The 18,626-nt window shown below is 37.2% G+C and carries 20 protein-coding genes; 8 read left to right on the top strand and 12 right to left on the bottom strand.

Annotation, left to right across the window (positions count from 1 at the left end):
- Positions 1-9 precede the first annotated feature (9 nt).
- From CH364_RS18400 to CH364_RS18390, 3 genes are all read right to left on the bottom strand, one after another.
- The gene (locus tag CH364_RS18400; protein ID WP_476737695.1) at positions 10-2,463 is read right to left on the bottom strand and encodes a TonB-dependent receptor plug domain-containing protein; all 2,454 of its coding nucleotides are present in this window, start codon (positions 2,461-2,463) and stop codon (positions 10-12) included.
- A 33-nt stretch (positions 2,464-2,496) separates the two neighbouring features.
- Positions 2,497-3,102 (bottom strand): HmuY family protein, encoded by a 606-nt coding sequence (locus CH364_RS18395; RefSeq protein ID WP_243401449.1) that lies wholly within the window; start codon positions 3,100-3,102, stop codon positions 2,497-2,499.
- Positions 3,103-3,241: 139 nt separating this feature from the next.
- The gene (locus tag CH364_RS18390) at positions 3,242-3,964 is read right to left on the bottom strand and encodes a hypothetical protein (protein WP_100745111.1); all 723 of its coding nucleotides are present in this window, start codon (positions 3,962-3,964) and stop codon (positions 3,242-3,244) included.
- Between the two features lie 129 nt (positions 3,965-4,093).
- On the opposite strand from CH364_RS18390, the gene CH364_RS18385 reads away from it, so the two are divergent.
- Genes CH364_RS18385 through CH364_RS18370 form a run of 4 tightly spaced genes read left to right on the top strand, consistent with a single transcriptional unit; the run spans position 4,094 to position 7,753 of the window.
- Positions 4,094-4,942: a heme/hemin ABC transporter substrate-binding protein gene (locus CH364_RS18385; RefSeq protein ID WP_100745110.1), complete on the top strand. Its 849-nt coding sequence runs from the start codon at positions 4,094-4,096 to the stop codon at positions 4,940-4,942.
- Complete coding sequence (locus CH364_RS18380) at positions 4,939-5,925, top strand: FecCD family ABC transporter permease (protein ID WP_100745109.1); 987 nt, start codon at positions 4,939-4,941, stop codon at positions 5,923-5,925. Before CH364_RS18385 ends, CH364_RS18380 begins: the two co-directional genes overlap by 4 nt.
- The gene (locus CH364_RS18375; RefSeq protein ID WP_100745108.1) at positions 5,922-6,701 is read left to right on the top strand and encodes a heme ABC transporter ATP-binding protein; all 780 of its coding nucleotides are present in this window, start codon (positions 5,922-5,924) and stop codon (positions 6,699-6,701) included. Before CH364_RS18380 ends, CH364_RS18375 begins: the two co-directional genes overlap by 4 nt.
- Positions 6,698-7,753 carry a hemin-degrading factor gene (locus CH364_RS18370; protein WP_100745107.1) on the top strand — a complete coding sequence of 352 codons (1,056 nt, stop codon included), beginning with the start codon at positions 6,698-6,700 and terminating at the stop codon, positions 7,751-7,753. Before CH364_RS18375 ends, CH364_RS18370 begins: the two co-directional genes overlap by 4 nt.
- Here the strand turns inward: CH364_RS18370 and CH364_RS18365 are convergent.
- Both CH364_RS18365 and CH364_RS18360 read right to left on the bottom strand, forming a co-directional pair.
- On the bottom strand, positions 7,733-9,235 hold the full coding sequence (locus CH364_RS18365) for an MASE3 domain-containing protein (protein WP_243401448.1): 1,503 nt from the start codon (positions 9,233-9,235) through the stop codon (positions 7,733-7,735). The two genes, CH364_RS18370 and CH364_RS18365, sit on opposite strands and share 21 nt — an antisense overlap.
- A gap of 113 nt (positions 9,236-9,348) precedes the next feature.
- Positions 9,349-11,220, bottom strand: coding sequence for a 7TM diverse intracellular signaling domain-containing protein (locus tag CH364_RS18360; protein ID WP_100745105.1), 1,872 nt, complete (start codon positions 11,218-11,220; stop codon positions 9,349-9,351).
- A gap of 134 nt (positions 11,221-11,354) precedes the next feature.
- Between CH364_RS18360 and CH364_RS18355 the strand changes: the two genes are divergently transcribed.
- Complete coding sequence (locus CH364_RS18355; protein WP_100745104.1) at positions 11,355-11,534, top strand: YegP family protein; 180 nt, start codon at positions 11,355-11,357, stop codon at positions 11,532-11,534.
- On the opposite strand, the gene ppnP is transcribed toward CH364_RS18355, so the two are convergent.
- Entirely contained in the window at positions 11,525-11,836 is a 312-nt protein-coding gene (gene ppnP / locus CH364_RS18350) for a pyrimidine/purine nucleoside phosphorylase (protein ID WP_100745103.1), read from the bottom strand. The genes CH364_RS18355 and ppnP overlap by 10 nt on opposite strands.
- A 116-nt stretch (positions 11,837-11,952) precedes the next feature.
- Between ppnP and CH364_RS18345 the strand changes: the two genes are divergently transcribed.
- On the top strand, positions 11,953-12,558 hold the full coding sequence (locus CH364_RS18345) for a TetR/AcrR family transcriptional regulator (protein ID WP_100745102.1): 606 nt from the start codon (positions 11,953-11,955) through the stop codon (positions 12,556-12,558).
- 3 nt (positions 12,559-12,561) lie between these two features.
- Here the strand turns inward: CH364_RS18345 and CH364_RS18340 are convergent, their stop codons facing one another.
- Entirely contained in the window at positions 12,562-13,032 is a 471-nt protein-coding gene (locus tag CH364_RS18340) for a PaaI family thioesterase (RefSeq protein WP_100745124.1), read from the bottom strand.
- A 93-nt stretch (positions 13,033-13,125) separates the two neighbouring features.
- Between CH364_RS18340 and CH364_RS18335 the strand changes: the two genes are divergently transcribed.
- Entirely contained in the window at positions 13,126-13,713 is a 588-nt protein-coding gene (locus CH364_RS18335; RefSeq protein WP_100745101.1) for a TetR/AcrR family transcriptional regulator, read from the top strand.
- 14 nt (positions 13,714-13,727) lie between these two features.
- Here the strand turns inward: CH364_RS18335 and CH364_RS18330 are convergent, their stop codons facing one another.
- From CH364_RS18330 to CH364_RS18310, 4 genes are all read right to left on the bottom strand, one after another.
- Positions 13,728-13,913, bottom strand: coding sequence for a hypothetical protein (locus CH364_RS18330; protein ID WP_100745123.1), 186 nt, complete (start codon positions 13,911-13,913; stop codon positions 13,728-13,730).
- Between the two features lie 23 nt (positions 13,914-13,936).
- The gene (locus CH364_RS18325; RefSeq protein WP_100745122.1) at positions 13,937-14,563 is read right to left on the bottom strand and encodes a helix-turn-helix domain-containing protein; all 627 of its coding nucleotides are present in this window, start codon (positions 14,561-14,563) and stop codon (positions 13,937-13,939) included.
- Positions 14,564-15,096: 533 nt separating this feature from the next.
- Entirely contained in the window at positions 15,097-15,975 is an 879-nt protein-coding gene (locus CH364_RS18315) for a ParB/RepB/Spo0J family partition protein (protein WP_100745099.1), read from the bottom strand.
- A 27-nt stretch (positions 15,976-16,002) separates the two neighbouring features.
- The gene (locus CH364_RS18310; protein ID WP_100745098.1) at positions 16,003-16,734 is read right to left on the bottom strand and encodes a ParA family protein; all 732 of its coding nucleotides are present in this window, start codon (positions 16,732-16,734) and stop codon (positions 16,003-16,005) included.
- A gap of 724 nt (positions 16,735-17,458) precedes the next feature.
- On the opposite strand from CH364_RS18310, the gene CH364_RS18305 reads away from it, so the two are divergent.
- Positions 17,459-18,040, top strand: coding sequence for a helix-turn-helix domain-containing protein (locus CH364_RS18305; protein ID WP_100745097.1), 582 nt, complete (start codon positions 17,459-17,461; stop codon positions 18,038-18,040).
- Positions 18,041-18,089: 49 nt separating this feature from the next.
- On the opposite strand, the gene CH364_RS18300 is transcribed toward CH364_RS18305, so the two are convergent.
- On the bottom strand, positions 18,090-18,536 hold the full coding sequence (locus tag CH364_RS18300) for a hypothetical protein (protein WP_100745096.1): 447 nt from the start codon (positions 18,534-18,536) through the stop codon (positions 18,090-18,092).
- Positions 18,537-18,626: the final 90 nt, after the last annotated feature.

Below are 18,626 nucleotides of genomic sequence, written 5' to 3'. Positions count from 1 at the left end.
AAGAATTTTTTAATTTACCTGAGGTTCAACAGGAGCCATTTTCACTTCACTAAATGCAAATTTGCCATCCAGTCCAAAATAATAAAAACGTGGCCTTTGTGGGTTGTATTGCAAATCCCAAACATCCAAAGCGTTATCCACACCCACAAACCACTGAAAATGTCCAAAAAATCTTTGCGACAAACGTAAGTTCAAATTCGTATGAGGATTTACCATGCGATATCCGTAAGTAGGACTTGTCGTACAATATGATATATTATGTTCTGAACAATAATCTGAAACTCCTGCTGGAAGAGCACTGAGCGAATTTGTTATGTTAGTCTGTGCCTGATTACTTAGCAAAGTCTCTAACACATCAAAGTTTGGAGGAAAATCCGGATTACACCAAAATGGATTTTTTACACAATAGTACGGTTGTTTACCGAAGACAACAGCAAATACCGACAACGACAATCCACTTGATTTTTCATCTAACCGAAGACTGAAGTTCCATCGGTGTGGGCCTCTTCCTTCCAGAGGAAGATTTGTTAGTTCATCTTTTGTGTTTGTGTAAGTATACCCAACACTAGTAGAAACAATTTCAGAAATTCTAATATTAATAGAAGATTCAATTCCTTGTGTTGTTGCTTTTTGATAATTTGATGTTTGGTAAACCATCAATCCGGAAGAATCTCTAACCGGATTGGTTCTAAATCCTATCAAATTGTCAACATTGTTATGAAATAAATTTGAACTATACCAAATTCTTTTTGTGATATCCCACTCCCAACCAAAATTATAACTTCTCGAAAGTTCTGGTTTTAAATTGGAGTTCCCAACCACTCGATAACCTACTCCAGGATTTAAAAAATTAAAATATAAATCTTGGAAACTTGGTGCTCTATACCCAAGCCCGTTAGCAGCTCTAAAACGAAATTGGTCCGTTAAATCATAACGAATAGCAAGTTTAGGAAGCCATTCGCCACCATAAATCGAATCATGATCATAACGAACTCCAGGAACAATTTGAATTCTAGGTTTATCCGAGACCCTCCATTCATCTTGCACATAAAAAGCATTTCGAAAACGATAAGCATTTCCGTTGATCGTTTGTCCTTTCGTTAACTCTGGATTAAAATCTTCATAACAAACATTAGGGTATGTCCTTCGACAGTCCGGAGCAATTCGTGCCGATGAAATTTGATCTTGTAAATTCTCAGCACCTACCGAAGTAACATGATTTTCAGAAAATTTATAGTCCACTCTTGATCGAAATTCGGTAACTGCATTGTCTGTTCTTTGTTGTGAATCCAGATCATCTGCTTTTCTTTGGTCAGTTGTATATAGATCCTGAAATCGTGAATAGTTTGCATTAAAATTTATATTAATTTTGTTGTTTGCAACCCAATCTGCATTAAAAGCACCCATAAAGTCATGGGTTTTATTTCTACGATCATAAACAGTTCGTGGAGGAGAAGCATCTACTGCCGATTGGTCCAAATGTCGATAATAAAACTGACTTGTGAGTGTTAGGCTATTGGTCGCGTAGTAGACAGTTTTATTTGAAAGATTCATATCATTGAATGCACTCCCCGAAGTTGATTCAAGAGGAGGCGTATAACTAGGTGCTCTAGTTGCTAATAAATATGAATTTACTATAGAAGTACTTGCTGGATAAGGATTGTACCCAGGAGCAAGAGATGCATATCGACCATTTCTCGGACCTTGTGTTGCATCGGAAGTCAGGTCATATCCATCTCCTTTGTGCCAACCAACCGTAATCAGCGTTGAAAGTTTTTCTGTTTTTGCACCAACGGATGCATAATTTCGAAACTCCATATATGGGCCATAATACTTTTCACTTCCGGATCCACCAATTGTTCGAAACTCAGCATACAATGGATCTTGCGCCTCCTTGGTGATGATATTAATCACTCCAGCAATGGCATCAGAACCATAAATGGCAGACGAAGCCCCTTTCACAATTTCAATTCTTTCAATATCTTCTGCTTTAAACCTTGTTAAATCAATGGAACCGCTAAACCTCCCAGTGGTTCTTTGCCCATCTACCAAAATCAAAACATTCTGAGCAGAAAGCCCTTGCAATCGAACAGTCTGTCCTCTTTCGCCTGTTTGTGCTGGCCTCACTTCAATCCCAGGAACGTTTCCCAAAGTTTGCGACAGGTCTCTTGCTCCCATTGCATCAATATCTTTTCTTGTAATCACTTCTGTTGTGATCGTTGAATCCTTTAATAAGTTCTTTCTTCTGGTACCAGTTACAGTGATCATATTTGATCTATCACTATTCACCTCATTAGGCTGGATCCCTGATTCGCCGTGTTTAGGTTGCTTAGTATTTTCTTCCTTGGGAGATAATGATTGAGAATATAAATTAAACTGAATGATTATAAAAAAGAAAATAATCCAACTCAAATTACTCATCCATTTTCTTTTGGATTTTTGTTTATAAATTATCAGATCCATTACTATTTCCGAATACTGGCCCAAAATATAATCTTACAACTTCTTCCAACGAAACTTGGGATACCCAGAGGTCCCTGCTGCACTATAATAATCCAACATTTGTAATGCATACTTAGAACCTTCGCTCCCCGTAACAATATAAACATTGGTCTTAGCAGTGAGAATTGTATCTGCATAAGTATACCAAGTGCCATAACCCGCAGGCATAGGATTTAAATCTAGTGGAGCAGCCAACACTGGGTTGATACTTTCGGATGAAGCAGAAACAGGACCACCTCCAGCTGAAGACAACCTTACGTCGACCACAGTTGTACATTCGGAGCCATTAAAGGTTGTTGCAAAATTTGTTGATCCAGAATTACAAACTCCTCCATTCCCTGAACCACTTGTTCCACCATTAGAAGCAATATTATATCTTTTGAATGCTACATCCCATTGTGAAGATGAATCAACAAGTACCCCATCAGATTTTAGGCTAACGTAAATCCAAGCACATGCGGAAGAGGCATTCACAACCGTAATATAAGATCCGGTCGTACTTACTGCGTTTGTCGGAACACTACATGACGTATTATTTGTATTTCCACCTGTAAGAAGGAACAAAATGGCAGCAGAACCATCGTCTGCTTTTGGTTTCATAGAACAATTCACTATAAAAATAGTGAAAACTAAGTATTCAGAAATTCTAATTAGTTTCAAAGAATGTAATAAATTCATATTAACTCGCTTTTGGGTAGTTGCCGAAAAATAATAATTCTTCGGCAAATTAATATTTTCGTTAAAGAACACTTTCCGAAGAAACGGTAATTTTAGTTCCCGTTATCAACGAAAGATTAGAAAAACGAAAGTATGCTTGTGATCCAGTCGGTATCACATTTCCTGGAGTAGGCCATGCTGCATAATTAACGATCGCATTTTCTTTTTGTAAAGTTCCAGTAACCTTACAATTGGCCCCACCTACTCCAGTTACCCAAAGGTATGTTGTGGGTGCAGAAGATGTGCCAGAAAAACTAACACAAAGTTCTTGCTCTGTCGCTAAGCTAAAGTTAGTTGGATTTGCGCCACTAGCCGCCTGTCCACCTTGATAATTTCCATATTCCAAATTTCGAAACCAAACATAGGGATTGGGACTTGATACAGACTTACCAGCGACAAACAAATACTGCCCTGTTGCTGCTGGAGTTGCACTTGTTGGTGCTGCAGAATACCCAAGAAATAAATAGAAGTATCCATTGTCACCTAACGCCTTCATTCCTTCTATACGAAAGAACCGACCTTGGCCAGCACTTGGAGTACAAAGAGGAGAATAAGATCCGGAAACATAGGAACTATCGATCACTGTTTCGCATCGTTTCGTTGCATCTGCCATTACTTGGGAAACTGTCAATAGTCCGAGAAAGGTAGTGCTGTTATCATTACCGTCTTCCTGCTCGCAGGAAAGGAAGACCAAAGCCATACAAAAGGCTAAGGCCAGAGTTACGAATTTGTTGAGCTTGTTCATAGGGGCTCTCCTAATCTAATTGATTCTAATTCTCAATTCCTACGGACCCCATTTCACGTCAATAACTATATTGAGTCTCATTCTCATTTATTCTTGACAAAAGGATTTCCCACCCTAATCCTTGTGCACATGAAACTCATAAAACCAACAGCAACAAAAGGATCCCTGGTTCTATCTCTTTTGGTAGTCACCTACTCTCTCATTGCAAAACCAAACCATCGCATAATCTCTGTCAATGGGACAGTGACTGAAATTATCTACGCCCTCAAATTAGAAGACCAATTGGTTGCTGTAGATTCGACTTCATATTATCCCAAACAAGCTACATACCTTCCCAATGTTGGTTACCAAAGGACGCTAACGACAGAAGGAATCTTAAATTTGAAACCTTCACAAATCATAGGTTTGGAATCAGCGGGACCTCCGGCTACGATTCAAAATTTAAAAGATGCTGGTGTCCCTATCCAACTTTTTTCGGATGAATTTAATCTTGATACACCCGCCGATCGTGTGTTAGAAATCGGGAAAATTTTTAACAAAAACAAAGAAGCAAAGATTTTAGCAAATTCTATTAAAAATCAAATCCAGAAACTAAATATTAAAAAAACTAATATTAGAGTTCTATTTATTTACTCTAGAAACCCAAGTTCTGTTTTTATTTCAGGAACAAATACTGCAGCTCATGCGATGATCAATCTCTCAGGAGCAAAAAACGCCATCAATGAATTTTCGGAATACAAACCACTTACAAGTGAAGCGCTCGTGAAAGCAAATCCCGATATCATTCTAATGCCAGAAAAATCTGCCTTAGGTTTCGGCGGTGAAAAAGTAATCTGGGAAATTAACGGAATGGAACTCACAAAAGCAGGAAAAGAAAAAAATCTTATCATTTTAGATGACCTCCTCCTTTTAGGTTTTGGACCAAGATTACCTTATGCATTAAAAACACTTAACGACAAATGGAAACTCATGGAATGAAGAAAAAAGTTTTCTTCATCGTAGGTTGTATTCTTTTTACGATTCTATCTGCTGTATCCTCTTCCTTGTTCGGAGCTATGGAGATCAGTTGGGAAGATCTCTTCAAGAAAGATAGTTTGGAATCACGAGTATTCTTTGAGTTAAGAATTCCTAGGATTCTTCTTGGCCTTATGGTCGGAGGATCATTAGCATGGTCTGGTTCTTTAGCACAAGGACTTTTTCGTAATCCAATTGTAGACCCCGGTCTAATCGGAATTACCGCAGGATGTTCTTTGTTTGCAGCAATTGCAATAGTAATTGGGTCATCCTTCCCATTTTTACATTCGGTATGGAGTGTAGTTCTATTTTCTTTTTTAGGAGGTATCCTTTCATCGTTTCTAATTTTTTTCTTTGCAAAATCAAAAGGCAGAACAGATGTTTTTTCCCTAGTATTATCAGGAATTGCAGTTAATGCAATTTGTTATTCAGCAATTGGAATTTTAAGTTACATAGCGAACGAAGCACAACTTAGAAATCTTTCTCTTTGGAATATGGGAAGTTTAGGTGGAGCTTCTTGGTCCAACTTAAAATCATTTTCTCCCTTTTTAATATTTCCAATCTTTATAAGTCCGCTGATTGCAAAACAACTAAACGTATTTATACTTGGAGAACGCGAAGCAACTCATCTAGGGATCGCCACAGAGTTTTTAAAAACTCTAATCATCCTTTTCATTGGCATCAGTACAGGAGTCTGTATTTCCTTAGTAGGTAATATCGGATTTGTTGGGTTGGCTGTTCCTCACATAGTTCGTTTAGCTATAGGACAAAACTACAAATATCTTTTATTCACATCTTATGTATTAGGTGGAGGATTGTTATGTTTTGCTGATGGAATCTGTAGAGTCATCATTGCACCTGCCGAAGTACCAGTGGGAATTGCAACGGCTCTACTTGGTTCCCCATTTTTCCTGAGTTTGATTCGAAAAAGGATGCCTCATATATGACAATTCAATCAATTGACGTAGATTATTTTATCGGCTCTAAGCAGATTCTTTCAAAAATAGAATTAGAAATTCTACCAGGAGAACTTCATGTTTTGATCGGAAGGAATGGTGCCGGAAAATCCACTCTCTTCCATATGTTATGCGGCGACTTATCCCCGAAACAGGGAAATGTATATTTGGATGGTATTGACCTAAAAGATTATCCAAATAACGAACTAGCAAAAAAAAGAGCAGTCTTAAGCCAAGAAACTGTAATTACTTTTCCTATAAGCTCAGAGGAAGTGATACGGCTCGGGAGACACCCACATAAAAAAGACACAAAAAGAGATACCGAAATTGTCCAAAGTTGTTTAAAAATCACAAACTCTTTAGAACAAAAAGATCAGATATACTCTACTCTATCGGGTGGCGAAAGACAAAAAATCAACTTCGGCAGAATCTTAGCACAAACTTGGGAAACTCCGCCTCGTTATATTTTTCTCGATGAACCAGTATCTGCTTTGGACATCCCAAACCAATACAAAACCTTAAACGTATTTCGGCATATGGCAAATCAAGGTTATGCGATCTTCATGATTTTACATGACTTAAACTTAGCAGCACTTTACGCAGATACGATCACCATACTCCACAAAGGGAAAATCATCAAATCGGGAAAACCAAAGGAAGTATTGACAGTTGCAAATCTAGAAACTGCATTCGGAATAAAAGTCAAAATTTTAAATGCGCCAGAAGGAAATTTTATATTACCAGAAATCATAGGAGAAACTATATGAATGAAAATTTAAAACTACAATGGGAAAATCTTGTTAAAGAAATGCCCAAACTCAGAATTCGAGAAGCCGCCAAACATCTGAAAGTTAGCGAAGCGGAACTTCTTGCGACAAAACTTGGTCCATCAGTCAAATTGCTGAAGCCGGATTGGTCTAGTTTTTTACTTAACTCCACTAATCTTGGTTATGTCATGGCACTCACAAGAAACGAGTCGTGTGTGCACGAAAGAAAAGGTATTTACAAAAACGTATCTGTCAATGGCCAAACTGCTCTCGTAGTAGGAGAAGATATCGATTTACGAATCTTTTTAAAAGACTGGAAGTATGGATTTTACGTGGAAGAACCAAGAGAAAACCATATGATGTGTAGTTTTCAATTTTTTGATTCCAGAGGGGAAGCAGTACATAAAATTTATCAGACAGAAAAGTCCGAATTAAATGGTTGGGAACTTACCAAAGCCCAGTTCATCGATGAAACCCAAACCTTCGCTAAACCTTCCGCTGAAACAATAATCAAAACGGAAACAAACGATCCAAAAGAAATTCCCGCGTTTCTCAATGCATGGAGTCAATTAGAAGACACTCACGATTTTTTTTCTTTGATTAGAAAGTTTAGTTACTCACGAGAATTTTCATTAAAAGCTGCAAGCGGCAAGTTTTCCTTTCCCATCTCAACAAACGATTTTCTAAACCTTATGGAAAAAACAAACAAATTGGATCAGGAAATAATGATCTTCGTCGGAAATCCCGGAATGATCCAAATCCATACAGGAAAAATTCAAAAATTTGAACCTATGGGTCCATGGTTCAATGTCCTTGATCCAGAATTCAACTTACATTTAAGAACAGATCAGGTGGAATCAGTTTGGATTGTTGATAAACCTACAAAAGATGGTCTTGTCACTTCTGTGGAACTGTTTGATAACGAAGGAAACTTAATTTTACAAATGTTCGGAAAAAGAAAACCAGGAATCGCACAATCAGAAACCTGGTTTCAGTTAACAAGAAGCTACATTAACAAAATTACTGAGGAGTTAAACCCTTCTCTTATATAAATCACTTGGGAAACTGAGTTTTAACTGAAACCCTTGGGTACCATCAATACTCAAGGTTCCTCCCATTTGTTTTTCAGCAATGATCTTTGCCAAACTTAATCCCAATTTTTTTTGATTTGATAAATCGAACTCCTCTGGCAGACCAACACCATTGTCTTTATAATCAAAGTAACAAATACTTTCTCTGAAAGTAAAAGATATCAGGATTTCACCAACAGTTACATTCCTAAAAGCATACTTAAAACTATTAGAAAGTATTTCAGTAAAAATAAGACCAAGCGGAACTGCGGTATCTAAAAGTAAGGAACCTTCCCCGATTTGAAAATTGATATTAATTTTTTTACCAATAGGTGGATACGCTTGTCTGACCATATCAGCCAAAGATTCCAAATAAGCAGAAACTTTAATCTCACTTAAATCCTTGTTCGCATATAAATGGTCATGAACCAAGGACATTGTCTGTATTTTAACCGAAGTATTTTCAACAATGGCTTGGATGTTTTTATCGTCAGGAAAATCAGAAGCTTGGATCATTAAAATCGAACGAACTAATTGGATTGAATTTTTTGTTCTGTGAAAAATTTCTGCGATCAAATTCTCTTTTTCACGCAAAGACTTTTTAATCATTTCCGCATAAACTTTATTTTCTTCTATTTCATCTGAAAGAAGGCGATTGGATTGAATCAACTGCTCATATGGATCATTAATAGCAGCAATAAATACAGCTTTGTAGATCAGGTAAAAAGCACCAATTTTATAAAGATGTCCGATAACGTTATAAACGTCGTACACGCTAGTATAGACTGCAAAAACCATTTCGCTGAAAATACAAACAACAAAAGCTGACAAATAATATTGAATCTGCCTTCTGGAAGTATAAAAACTTGCCTTACGATACAAAAGAAGTGCAAAAAATAATATTGCGATGATCACAAACTCTGCATTTTTCTTAAATGGGGTTAATCCCTTTCCTTGTACATAAGTGTCCGGTATCCATTCATTCAAAAAGATTACCAATAGAAAAATAACTCCGACAACCAGAAAGGTAAACAGAAGTAAAAACCTTTCTTTTACAAATTTATATTTTGTGTTTGGCTGAATGTAAATTGCAGAAAACAAAACAAGAGAGGTTATGAATCTCGAAAAAATCCAAAACTGAGACGATTTATTACCTGAGTTTGGAGTTACAAAATCCGGCATTCCCTTATAACCCAAAGTATGCATAAAATCGATGAGACCAACGGCAAGGAAACCTACCCCAAGAAACAAAGTATGCGAATTCCGGCTTTGTGAAAACGAATAGTAACCTAAACCAAAAATAGAAAAGGAAACGATTACACTAAAAATTTCCGTAACATTATGAAATACCAAAAAATAACCAATCTCAAACTCTCGATAAAAGTACTCAGGGAATGTACCAACTAGTACAAGTGGTAAAATACAAAAAAATAATACCAAAATATAAAAACGATTATTCTTCAATGTACTGAAATTTAAAACTATAGCGGACATTTGTTAGCAGGTAATTGCATTCCAAAACACAATTTATGCAAGAATTATTTAAATAAAAGAAACCTTATTAATTCTGAAATTTTTTAACTGCGGTTAATATCGAGAGAAATTAGTGTGATGTCATCTCGGGAAATCCGTCTCATCCGCGAGAGCTGATTCAATAGAATCTGGTGAAACAATTCTTGTGTTTCACCAACAATCGGCAATATTTCTGGAAACAAAATAGTTTCAGGTTCTTCATCTGGTTTTAAATTTTCGTACAATCCGTCCGTAAAAACCAAAATGCGATCTCCTTCTTTCAGATCAATTTCTCGTTCTTCATAAATAAAATCGCTGCGAACACCAAGCAAAAGGCCCGGGCATTCGAAAGATTCTATTTCTCTATCCCGGATGATCACAAAAGGCGGGTTCCCCGCGGAACTGAAATTTATTTTCATTTTCTTGTAGTCAATATAAAGATAAGCAGCACTGACAAAACGTGCATGAAGGCTTGTACACAAAAAACGATTCATCGCACCTATCAAATCTTTTGGAGATTTATTATATTCTTTCGCATTTCGAAACGCAATCTTTACAGTAGAGGAATCTAAAGCCGCACTCACGCCATGACCAGTTACATCAGCAATAACTAATCCAAACCCATCATTGAATTCAAAAAAATCATAAAAATCACCACCCACATCGTACAAAGGAAAATAAGAAACTACCATCGACAACTTTTCGCTCTCTGGCAATTTATCAGGCAAAATACGCATCTGGATTTTTCGCGCTGTTTCTAAATCTTTTTTAATCGTTGTTAACTCATTCTTTGCAATCAGGTTTTCTTCTAACAAAAACCGCAATCGCCGACCTAATGCCAGCGAAAACAGAATGACTTCGAATGCAGTTCCAATTTGTACTCCGTAACGACCAAATGTAGAAAAGGGTATGAGCGAAGCTTTTGTTAAAGAATCAACAATCACACCAATAAACAAAGTAAACCAAGCCAAAAGAAAAAATGAAGAAGACTTAACTCCTTTTAAGTAGGAATAAGCCCCAGCGGACATAAGGACCAAAAACATATAAGGAAAAGTATAAATAAATGAAACTTCCATCCAATTGTGTGGAAGAAAAATAGAAAATAGCGACATACAAGCAAAAGCTACTACACTCAATCGAATGAGCCGATCCAACCAAGGGTTGATTTTTTTTAGATTCAAAAAAGAGAGAGAAAACAAACCGACAAAAGTTAATGAAGCATTCACGGAAATATATAGATACGGCTTGATAGACATAGCCAATTCAGGAACCAAAAGTTGTTTAAAAAATCCGCCGAGCAAAGAATAATTAACCCCTAATGTTGCCAGGTACAAACAATAATAAATGTATGCCCTTTCCCTTACGCTAACATAGATTAATAGATTATATAATAGTAGTGCAAAAATAATCCCAAAATATACTCCGTTGGCCACATAATCCCTTTCGATCCGATCAAAAAAAGAATTTATCTTCCATATACGAAACGGTGCATTGAGTATCCCCGAGTTTTTTATATTTGCATAAATTGTTCTCGTTTCCAAAGGACCAAGTCTCACTTGATACGTTGGATTTCTGTGTTGTAATTCTCTTGAAGCAAATGTTGCAGAACCATCAAATTGTTTTGTTACCACAACTCCATTTTCTTTCCAAACCAACGTAACCGAATCCACCCAAGGAGATTCTAATTCAAGGACATAGTCATTCATTCTTTCTTCTGGATTGACTAAATCAAATTTTACCCAAACGAAAGGTTTCCAATACCCAAAATGGTATTTCATTTCGTGAACTTTGGACCAAAGAACTTCACCCGCAAGAATCTGTTCGGTTGCTTTGGATTCGAAGGAAAATTGGATGGGAGGACGTTCCGGGAATTTATTTCCGCAGGAAATAAAAATGAAAATCGTTAGAAATAAATTAATTCTGCGGGAAAGGATCATGGGAATGGAACGGTTCTAATGACACTGTTTGAAAGTATGGAATCTCCTGGAATTCAAAATCGAGTATAAAAAGAAAACGTATTGCAAAAATCCCTAATCCAATAATATTTTTGGCAAAGTAAGGAGATAGGTTTATGTCAGCAAAATTTGAAATTTACAAAGATAAAGCAGGGGAATTCCGTTTTCGTCTGAAGGCTGCCAATGGGGAAATCATAGCATCTAGCGAAGGTTATTCTTCAAAACAAGCATGTGAAAACGGCATTAACTCGGTGAAAAGTAATGCCGAAACTGCAGAAATTGTGGATCAAACGTAAGAGCAACAATAGTCTGTTACCGTTTCAATTTTCAACTTAAACTTGGATCCAGCAGGGACTTCAAATACGGATTGACCATCAATTTGGAGCCATGTTTCGGATCCTGGCAATAATACAGAAAGTTTTCCTGATTGGATTTCCATAATTTCTTTTTGATCGGTGCCAAATTCATATTCCCCCGGCATCATGATTCCCAAGGTTTTCTTTTCCCCATTGGGAAATAGGACCGTCCGACTGGTAACGTTTCCATTGAAGTAGATATTGGCAGATTTTAGTACTGTTACTGATGCAAATGAACTCATACAGACCAGAAACTGGATTGCCTCGAGTCTTCCAAGTGAATTCTAAACCTGCTTTCTCTTCGAATTTGGATTAAAAAGTGTTTGCGCAATTCGAAAGAACCAGAACGGTGAAGTCAGTGCCCATTAAGACATCGCTGAAATCGGAGAACAAAAAACAACAAGCAAGGGAGAAGTCCATTGAAAGGATTCTTGCCTCGGCAATTGTATTGTTCGCAAAACATGGGTTCTCTCAAACCACCATGGAAATGATCGCAAATCATGCCAAAATTTCCAAGGGACTTGCTTATAATTATTTTAAGAGCAAAAATCAAATTTTTGAACAAATCATCGATTCCCACCTAGCAAAACAGGAAAAATTTTACAGTAACATTCCCCCAAACCTCTCTGCTAAAGAGTATGTTAGGGAATTTTTTAACCGATCCATCCAATTTGCTAAAGAAGAAAGAAAAACCATGGTTTTGATTTCTGTATGTCTTTTCCAACCTGGTTCTGTCTCACTTTCGAAAAAGATGTTAGAAAATGTGGAACGACGATTTGCCCCGTTCAAAGAGGCAATGCGGGAACGTTTTCGGTCTTATGGGGTCAAAGAACCAGATAAGGAAATGATCCTTATTAAAACATTTCTTCATGGTGTCATCATGAGCCAACATTTCAATGATACAACAACTTGTACACCAACGATCATTGAAATGGTTTTAGAAAGGTACGATTACAAAGATTAATCCCTACTCCCCTCCTCCAGGGATTTTTAAAATCAAAAGATTCGTCGTTGCCGTTGCTAAAAGTTTATCTTTTTCTGTGCGCATTTCCCCTATCATATGAATGGTTGAAAAACCCTTAGCTTCCACTGTTGCTTTTACAATCACTCGTTGGTTCACAGCTACCCCGCGAATGTATTGAATATTCATATCAATCGTTGTCGTCGGACGTTTTGCTACCAAATAACTAAGAGGCCCGAAAGCATTGTCAAATGCTGCTGCGATGACTCCACCTTGCATCATCCCCATTGGATTGGTTTGTTCGTCAGAGACCGGGAAAGCAACCGTTATACTTTTTCCTTTGGTATAGGAAAGAATTTCTGCCTTCATTGCGAGAAAAATGGGAGGCGGAACTGTAATTTTTCTTCCCCCGTGGTTAAAATTGACTGTCATCTCTTCTAAGATTTTTTGGGTTTCTTCGGTTGTAAGTGTTTGCATAAAACAACCTCCATATGTTACCAAAAGTAACATTCTCCGAGTTTATTTCAATAAAAATGTTGCCAATGGTAACTTATTTTTCATTATTACAATGTGAGACGATCCTCTTACCACCATGGTGATTTAAAAAACTCTATCATTAAATCTTGCCATAAATTATTACAAAAAAAAGGGGTTAGTGATTTTTCTCTTCGTGAAGTGGCCACCCTTTCTGGGGTTTCACATGCTGCTGTTTACAGGCATTTCCAACATAAAGATGAGGTTTTAGAAATTTTATCTTCGATTGGATTTGATCGGCTTGGATCCTTACAAAAGAAAGTTCCACAGGTTTTAGGAAATCCTGATGATTATTTTGTAAAATTAGGTCTAGTCTACATTCAGTTTGCAATCAAGAATCCAAATTATTACCGTCTTATGTTTCAAACCAAAAGAACAAGCGAATCTAAGGTTCTTAAACAATCTAAATTAAAATCTTATGCAATCCTTGTCCGTGGTTGCCGGTTTTATTTAAAAGAAAAACGTAGAAAAGAGAACCACCGAAGTTTTGCTCTCATGGCATGGTCGCTTGTGCACGGGTATAGCAATTTATGTTTAGAAACTGACTTTCCCGATACAGAAAGTAAAAATCTTAAAAAAACAAAAATGCAGATGGCAGAAGACATCCTAAGATTTACTATCTAGAATGATACCCTCTACTAAAGTTCCACAATTTTAAACTTCTCTAAAAATTCTTTTTTATCTCTAACAAATTTCAAAGGGTTTTCCTTACCATATTCACAGTAAAACACCATCTGTTGTCCGTCATTTGCATTTGTACAATTTTTAACCTCATCTAACTTGAGATAAAATTTCCCTGTTTTGATATGTTGATAAACTTCCATTAGAATCACCGAAAAATTAAAATCTAAAATGTTGAAGCATATTGTATTTGGGTGTTTGGAAAAGATTTTTGTTTTTCCATCCAATTTTTCCAAATCAAAAGGGATGCCCCTTGCAAAAATTCAGGTGAAGTGATATTTGCAATTTGGCAGGAAGTAGACTTTGATAAAGTTCTTTCACTCCAACTTTTAAATTCTTCCCAAGAACCTTTCTTCTGTACTTTTTTTTGTACCTCTATTGTACTAAATATAGAGACGGCAAAACTTTCCGATTCTGCATTGGATTTTTGAAAGGTCCGGGCCTGGAGTTTTTCTACGAATGGCTTTGTTTCCCGTATTGGATTTTTTTCCGAGGGTTTATCTTTGGATTCAAATTCTATTGTGGTTGGCTTTGCAAAAAGTGGTTTTAAAAACCGTCTTCTGCCGTCAAAGCCTGTTTGTTCCAGAAGTCCTAACTTCTTTAAGGATGTAATGAGTCGAGATACTGTATCTATTTTGAGCCCAAGGACTTCTCCGAAATAACGATTGGATGCGAAACATCCGCCTTTGTCATGAAGAGATACGATCTCAGCATATAACTTTGTCTGGCTATGAGATAAATTTAAATTCTCAATCCAAACGGGAATCCAAATTCCTGTTCGATTAGTTTTCATTTTAGGTTCCTTCTCCCAAACGAACACATCTCCGGCTACGAGCGTTTGGAAGTTTTTTGCCAATATACCTTTTGGGTATATCTCTCCTACTCTAGTGAACGGAATTTGTTTTAATTTGAAACAAACCTTCGGTCCAATCAGAGAAGAAAAAATTTGGAAGTTCTTACGAACGTCCTGTCGGAACTTTTTTAGAAATTCCGGTTTGAACAATAACGGCATTGTGGTAGAGCCGTGTCCGGTTGTGTGACCCGAACGTTCCCTATATGTACAAATTCAAAAATTTCGTCAAGTGAAAAATGTGACATAATTCGGTGCCTGTCTCATTAGTAAGAAAGGAGGTTTTTGAGGGTGATGGTCGGATGAGGTGAAAATGGCCCCGGGTCGCTACCACACTTCCCAGGGCTTTTATTGTTCAACCCGGTTAAGGATTTAAATACAATCTAGTTTGTATTGGAAAGGAGTACAAGTTTTTTTCTATTTAGAATAGAAAAAAATAATACAACGAACTTACCAAATCCTTAGGGACTAGGAATCTATTTTTTATACTTTCTGATGGTTTCCTCGAGGATCATTTTTTCATTTTGGAGTTGGGATATTTTTTCTTTAATTTTAATCAGTTTATTTTTTAGGTCTTTCAGTTCCAGGTTCCCGAGTTTTGGTTTGGATGGCTTCGGTTTGTTTGGTTTTAGGGGACGAACAAATTCACGTAGGTCATTCCGGGAAGGGAAGTCACCTTTTTTTTCCAACCCTTTGATAAGATAGTCGATTGCCTTTTTTCTGTTAGAAACATCGAGGGGAGCAATTTCTGTAAACAAACTTGTGGGGATTTGAAAGATGGGATGGTTTTTGTCTGCAGGGGAAGATGATGTTGATTCTTTTAAGATTTCTGCATGTGCAATTTTAGTTTTAACCCATTGGGCAGATTTATTGATACGTTTTGCTAACTGTTCGTTGGTTTCTTTGTGTCTGTTTTTTAATTCTTGAAGGGAAAGAGCAAGGTCAGATTCGGATAGGTCTTCTCTTTGTAAGTTTTCAACTAATTTTATTTCGGGTAATTTGGAAATATCAATTTGTTCTACGTTTTTGATGATTGCTAAAATGGTTTTCTTTTTTAGAAGTTTATGAGCCCGAAACCTTCTTTCCCCATTTATGAGTTCATATTTACCTGCTTTTTTCCTCACAACAATAGGTTGTAAAAGTCCATATTGAGAAATTGATTCTGCAAGTTCTCGGATTGTAGATTCGTTAAAAGTTTTTCTTGGATTGTTTTCTGTTGAAACTTGATCGATAGGGATGTCTGTTGCGTTGTGAGATTCTGAATTTTCTTCTTTCAGGAATGGATTTAAAGAGGAAGTCCTCGAGGTAGCCCTAGAAAGGATGTCGGCTGGGTTGTAGTTGGCTTTGTTTTTCATAATAATTTTTAGGTACGCCGGCGTACCTTATTTTAATTTCTCCGCTAAGGTTTCGAAAGCTTTCCAGGGGGCGCTTCCTTCTTGTAGAGGTTTTCCAGTTTCAGTACGGTCCCGGATACTGTCATTTTTTGGGATAGGTTCTAAAATTTTTAATGTTTTGATCGTGTTTAATTTTTCGAGTAGATCCATTTGTTTTTGTGAAGTTCCCCATTGAGAGGGAAGGATCAAAACGGATTTTTTCTTTGATTGTTCATCAAACCTTTCTGCCTCATCTACTTTTTTTAGGACCTGAGCCACTGTTCTCACTGCCCATTTGGAAGGTGTAACAGGTACCAGAATAATGGAAGCGGGAAGATAGGATGCTATGTTTTCTGATGAACCAGAGCCCGGAGTGTCTATGACAACGTAATCGTATTTTGTTTTGAGTAGAATATTTTTTAAACGAGGAATCATTGAAAAATCTTTGGAAGCAAGATAACTTAGATCCGAAAGTTCGATGATGGATGGTAAAACATCGATGTCATTTGAAGGTTTGACGGATTCGCTGAGTGTTGTTTCTGCGTTCAGAACAGTGAGGGTGTTTCCCGAATCAAAAAATTCAACTGGTTCTTCTGGGAAAAAGAAATCAGATAAGTCGGCTTGTGGATCCATATCGATTGCTAAAGTTTTTCCTCTTTTGGAGAGAGCTAAGGCTAAATGGATGGCTGTTGTGGATTTTGAAGTCCCGCCTTTGATGTTGGCAACTGTGATGATCTTCATTGCAAAATTAGATTGTGATAGCTTCTTCTTTGTGCAATGAAAATTCCGAAATTTGGATTATTTTTGAAAAGTACGCCGGCGTACCTTTTCCCATTATACTGGTTTGAAATAATCTGCGGTTATATGTAGATTAGGTTCTAGCGCAAAGGATCGCAGCGGAAATCCTTTCGTAAAACGAAAGATTGGAGCGAAGAGCCTGGTCGTTTGGCTTTTTTGATTTGGAAAAGAGTTGGTTTCGATGCGCCCATATAATTTTGGATTTTTTACTTTTATGGAGTGAAAAATTTCTTGTACTATTTGAATGGTCCCGTTAGATTGTGTGTAACCCCTTTAACCGGGTGATGTAAACTCTCTGGATTGTGTGGAAGCAGTTCAGAGAGACTTCTCTTCTCCCATTAGTTTCCCTGCCCTACTCTCATTGGATCCCATTTTTACGTTTCACCAGTCTATGGAATTATGTCACATTAATGCTTGACAGAACTAGGAAAACAATGTTAATAGAAAATTGGGTAGGGGAGGTGTCCCTAAAACCCAAAGCGGTCTTCCACAATTTATACCGCTTACATACATCACCTGGAATTCAAAAGAATTCCAAACATGGACGTTGTTAAAACTTCCAAAACGATTGTTGCGGCGACGTAGGTTTATCTTCCCGTTGTAACAAATCCAAAGAAAAAAATTTTCTTTGGATGCCGAAGGCCTGTGTTGGATAGCAGGGGTCGATATGAATGGATCAAAAAGAACGGGCGTTTGGGTTGCCCAATGGATGGATGATTTGGGTCTTACACCGAATCAAACTAAATTGTATGCTGAAATTGTTTCTTTGGATGCTTGTGGTGGGTGTTTTGCCTCTAACGAGTATTTGGGAACTATTTTACGATTGAAACGAGATACAATTTCACGTTTGGTATCTGAGCTTAAGAAAAAAGGTCTGTTGAAACAAACTGGGTTTGATGGGAGAAAGAGATTTTTGAAACCACTCCTACCTTATGAGGAGTCTGAATCGGATTTCAAAACCAACGGAAACAAGGCGATTGGTTTTGCAGGCGATGGGAGATTAGGTGTGAGATCCGAGTCTGGGTCAACGGAGGATACGAATCCTTCTTATAAATACCAAATACATAAAAATATACAAAAAAAAATTCAGATAAAAAAGAAACAAACCGATTGGAAGGAGTTTTTGATTTGGTGTGAAAAAGAACTTTCGGATTCGACTAGGTCCGCTCTTTCAGGAGTGAGTGGCCCCGAGGCACTCAGTGGGTTGGCTCTAATTTATTGGAAACGATGGAAGACAAATCCAGGTTAGATTCTGGTTTGTCTTCAAGATCTTTTAGGTTCTATGAATTGGTAATCGATTATTTAACTTGCGTTAGATCTAGCCTAAATTGTTTTCTCCCGCCGGGGTATTCGATAGTGTAAAGGCATTGGCAGTTTTCCCATGCGGGGCTCGCGAAAAAATAACCGCTATTCTCGGATTGACAGGATTCTTGTTTGGGTTTGATTTTGTGAGCCGAAATAAGGCGACCTAAGTCTTTTGTTTCTATTTCATCCAATTGGACAGATTCCTGTTCTAAAAGGATGGAAGTGAGTTTGGGGGAAGTGGAAAGAAGGTTTGTGGCACTCAAACAAGTGCTCCTTCTCATGGCGAGGCTCCCTGATTCAATGGCTTGTTGGCTTGCCTTTGCGGATACTGCAGCGAAAAATAATTCTGTTTCTCCTACGGTTCTCCATTCTGATTTTAATGGCGTGTAACTTTGGCAAGCGATGAAACAAAAAAGTAAGGATGTAAGTATGAATCTCATAAGTGGTCCTAAGTTTTATCCAGTTTAACTCAATTGAATGACCTTTTGGTTGACTGCGTCGAGGATAATTTATTGTAAAATTTTCTAATT

It is taken from the genome of Leptospira harrisiae, from assembly GCF_002811945.1.
GTDB classification, from domain to species: domain Bacteria; phylum Spirochaetota; class Leptospiria; order Leptospirales; family Leptospiraceae; genus Leptospira_A; species Leptospira_A harrisiae.
The sequence above is the reverse complement of the archived record's forward strand: the minus strand, read 5'-3'. Positions and strand labels throughout refer to the sequence as shown.

Excerpts from the sequence above, each read along its gene's own strand:
- CH364_RS18375 (WP_100745108.1), top strand. The coding sequence starts at position 5,922 with ATGACAATTCAATCAATTGACGTAGATTATTTTATCGGCTCTAAGCAG.
- CH364_RS18325 (WP_100745122.1), bottom strand. The coding sequence starts at position 14,563 with ATGAAAACTAATCGAACAGGAATTTGGATTCCCGTTTGGATTGAGAAT.
- CH364_RS18310 (WP_100745098.1), bottom strand. The coding sequence starts at position 16,734 with ATGAAGATCATCACAGTTGCCAACATCAAAGGCGGGACTTCAAAATCC.
- CH364_RS18390 (WP_100745111.1), bottom strand. The coding sequence starts at position 3,964 with ATGAACAAGCTCAACAAATTCGTAACTCTGGCCTTAGCCTTTTGTATG.
- CH364_RS18395 (WP_243401449.1), bottom strand. The coding sequence starts at position 3,102 with ATGAAACCAAAAGCAGACGATGGTTCTGCTGCCATTTTGTTCCTTCTT.
- CH364_RS18380 (WP_100745109.1), top strand. The coding sequence starts at position 4,939 with ATGAAGAAAAAAGTTTTCTTCATCGTAGGTTGTATTCTTTTTACGATT.
- CH364_RS18340 (WP_100745124.1), bottom strand. The coding sequence starts at position 13,032 with ATGCAAACACTTACAACCGAAGAAACCCAAAAAATCTTAGAAGAGATG.
- CH364_RS18360 (WP_100745105.1), bottom strand. The coding sequence starts at position 11,220 with ATGATCCTTTCCCGCAGAATTAATTTATTTCTAACGATTTTCATTTTT.
- CH364_RS18305 (WP_100745097.1), top strand. The coding sequence starts at position 17,459 with ATGAATGGATCAAAAAGAACGGGCGTTTGGGTTGCCCAATGGATGGAT.
- CH364_RS18370 (WP_100745107.1), top strand. The coding sequence starts at position 6,698 with ATGAATGAAAATTTAAAACTACAATGGGAAAATCTTGTTAAAGAAATG.
- CH364_RS18385 (WP_100745110.1), top strand. The coding sequence starts at position 4,094 with ATGAAACTCATAAAACCAACAGCAACAAAAGGATCCCTGGTTCTATCT.
- CH364_RS18300 (WP_100745096.1), bottom strand. The coding sequence starts at position 18,536 with ATGAGATTCATACTTACATCCTTACTTTTTTGTTTCATCGCTTGCCAA.
- ppnP (WP_100745103.1), bottom strand. The coding sequence starts at position 11,836 with ATGAGTTCATTTGCATCAGTAACAGTACTAAAATCTGCCAATATCTAC.
- CH364_RS18315 (WP_100745099.1), bottom strand. The coding sequence starts at position 15,975 with ATGAAAAACAAAGCCAACTACAACCCAGCCGACATCCTTTCTAGGGCT.
- CH364_RS18400 (WP_476737695.1), bottom strand. The coding sequence starts at position 2,463 with ATGGATCTGATAATTTATAAACAAAAATCCAAAAGAAAATGGATGAGT.
- CH364_RS18330 (WP_100745123.1), bottom strand. The coding sequence starts at position 13,913 with ATGGAAGTTTATCAACATATCAAAACAGGGAAATTTTATCTCAAGTTA.
- CH364_RS18355 (WP_100745104.1), top strand. The coding sequence starts at position 11,355 with ATGTCAGCAAAATTTGAAATTTACAAAGATAAAGCAGGGGAATTCCGT.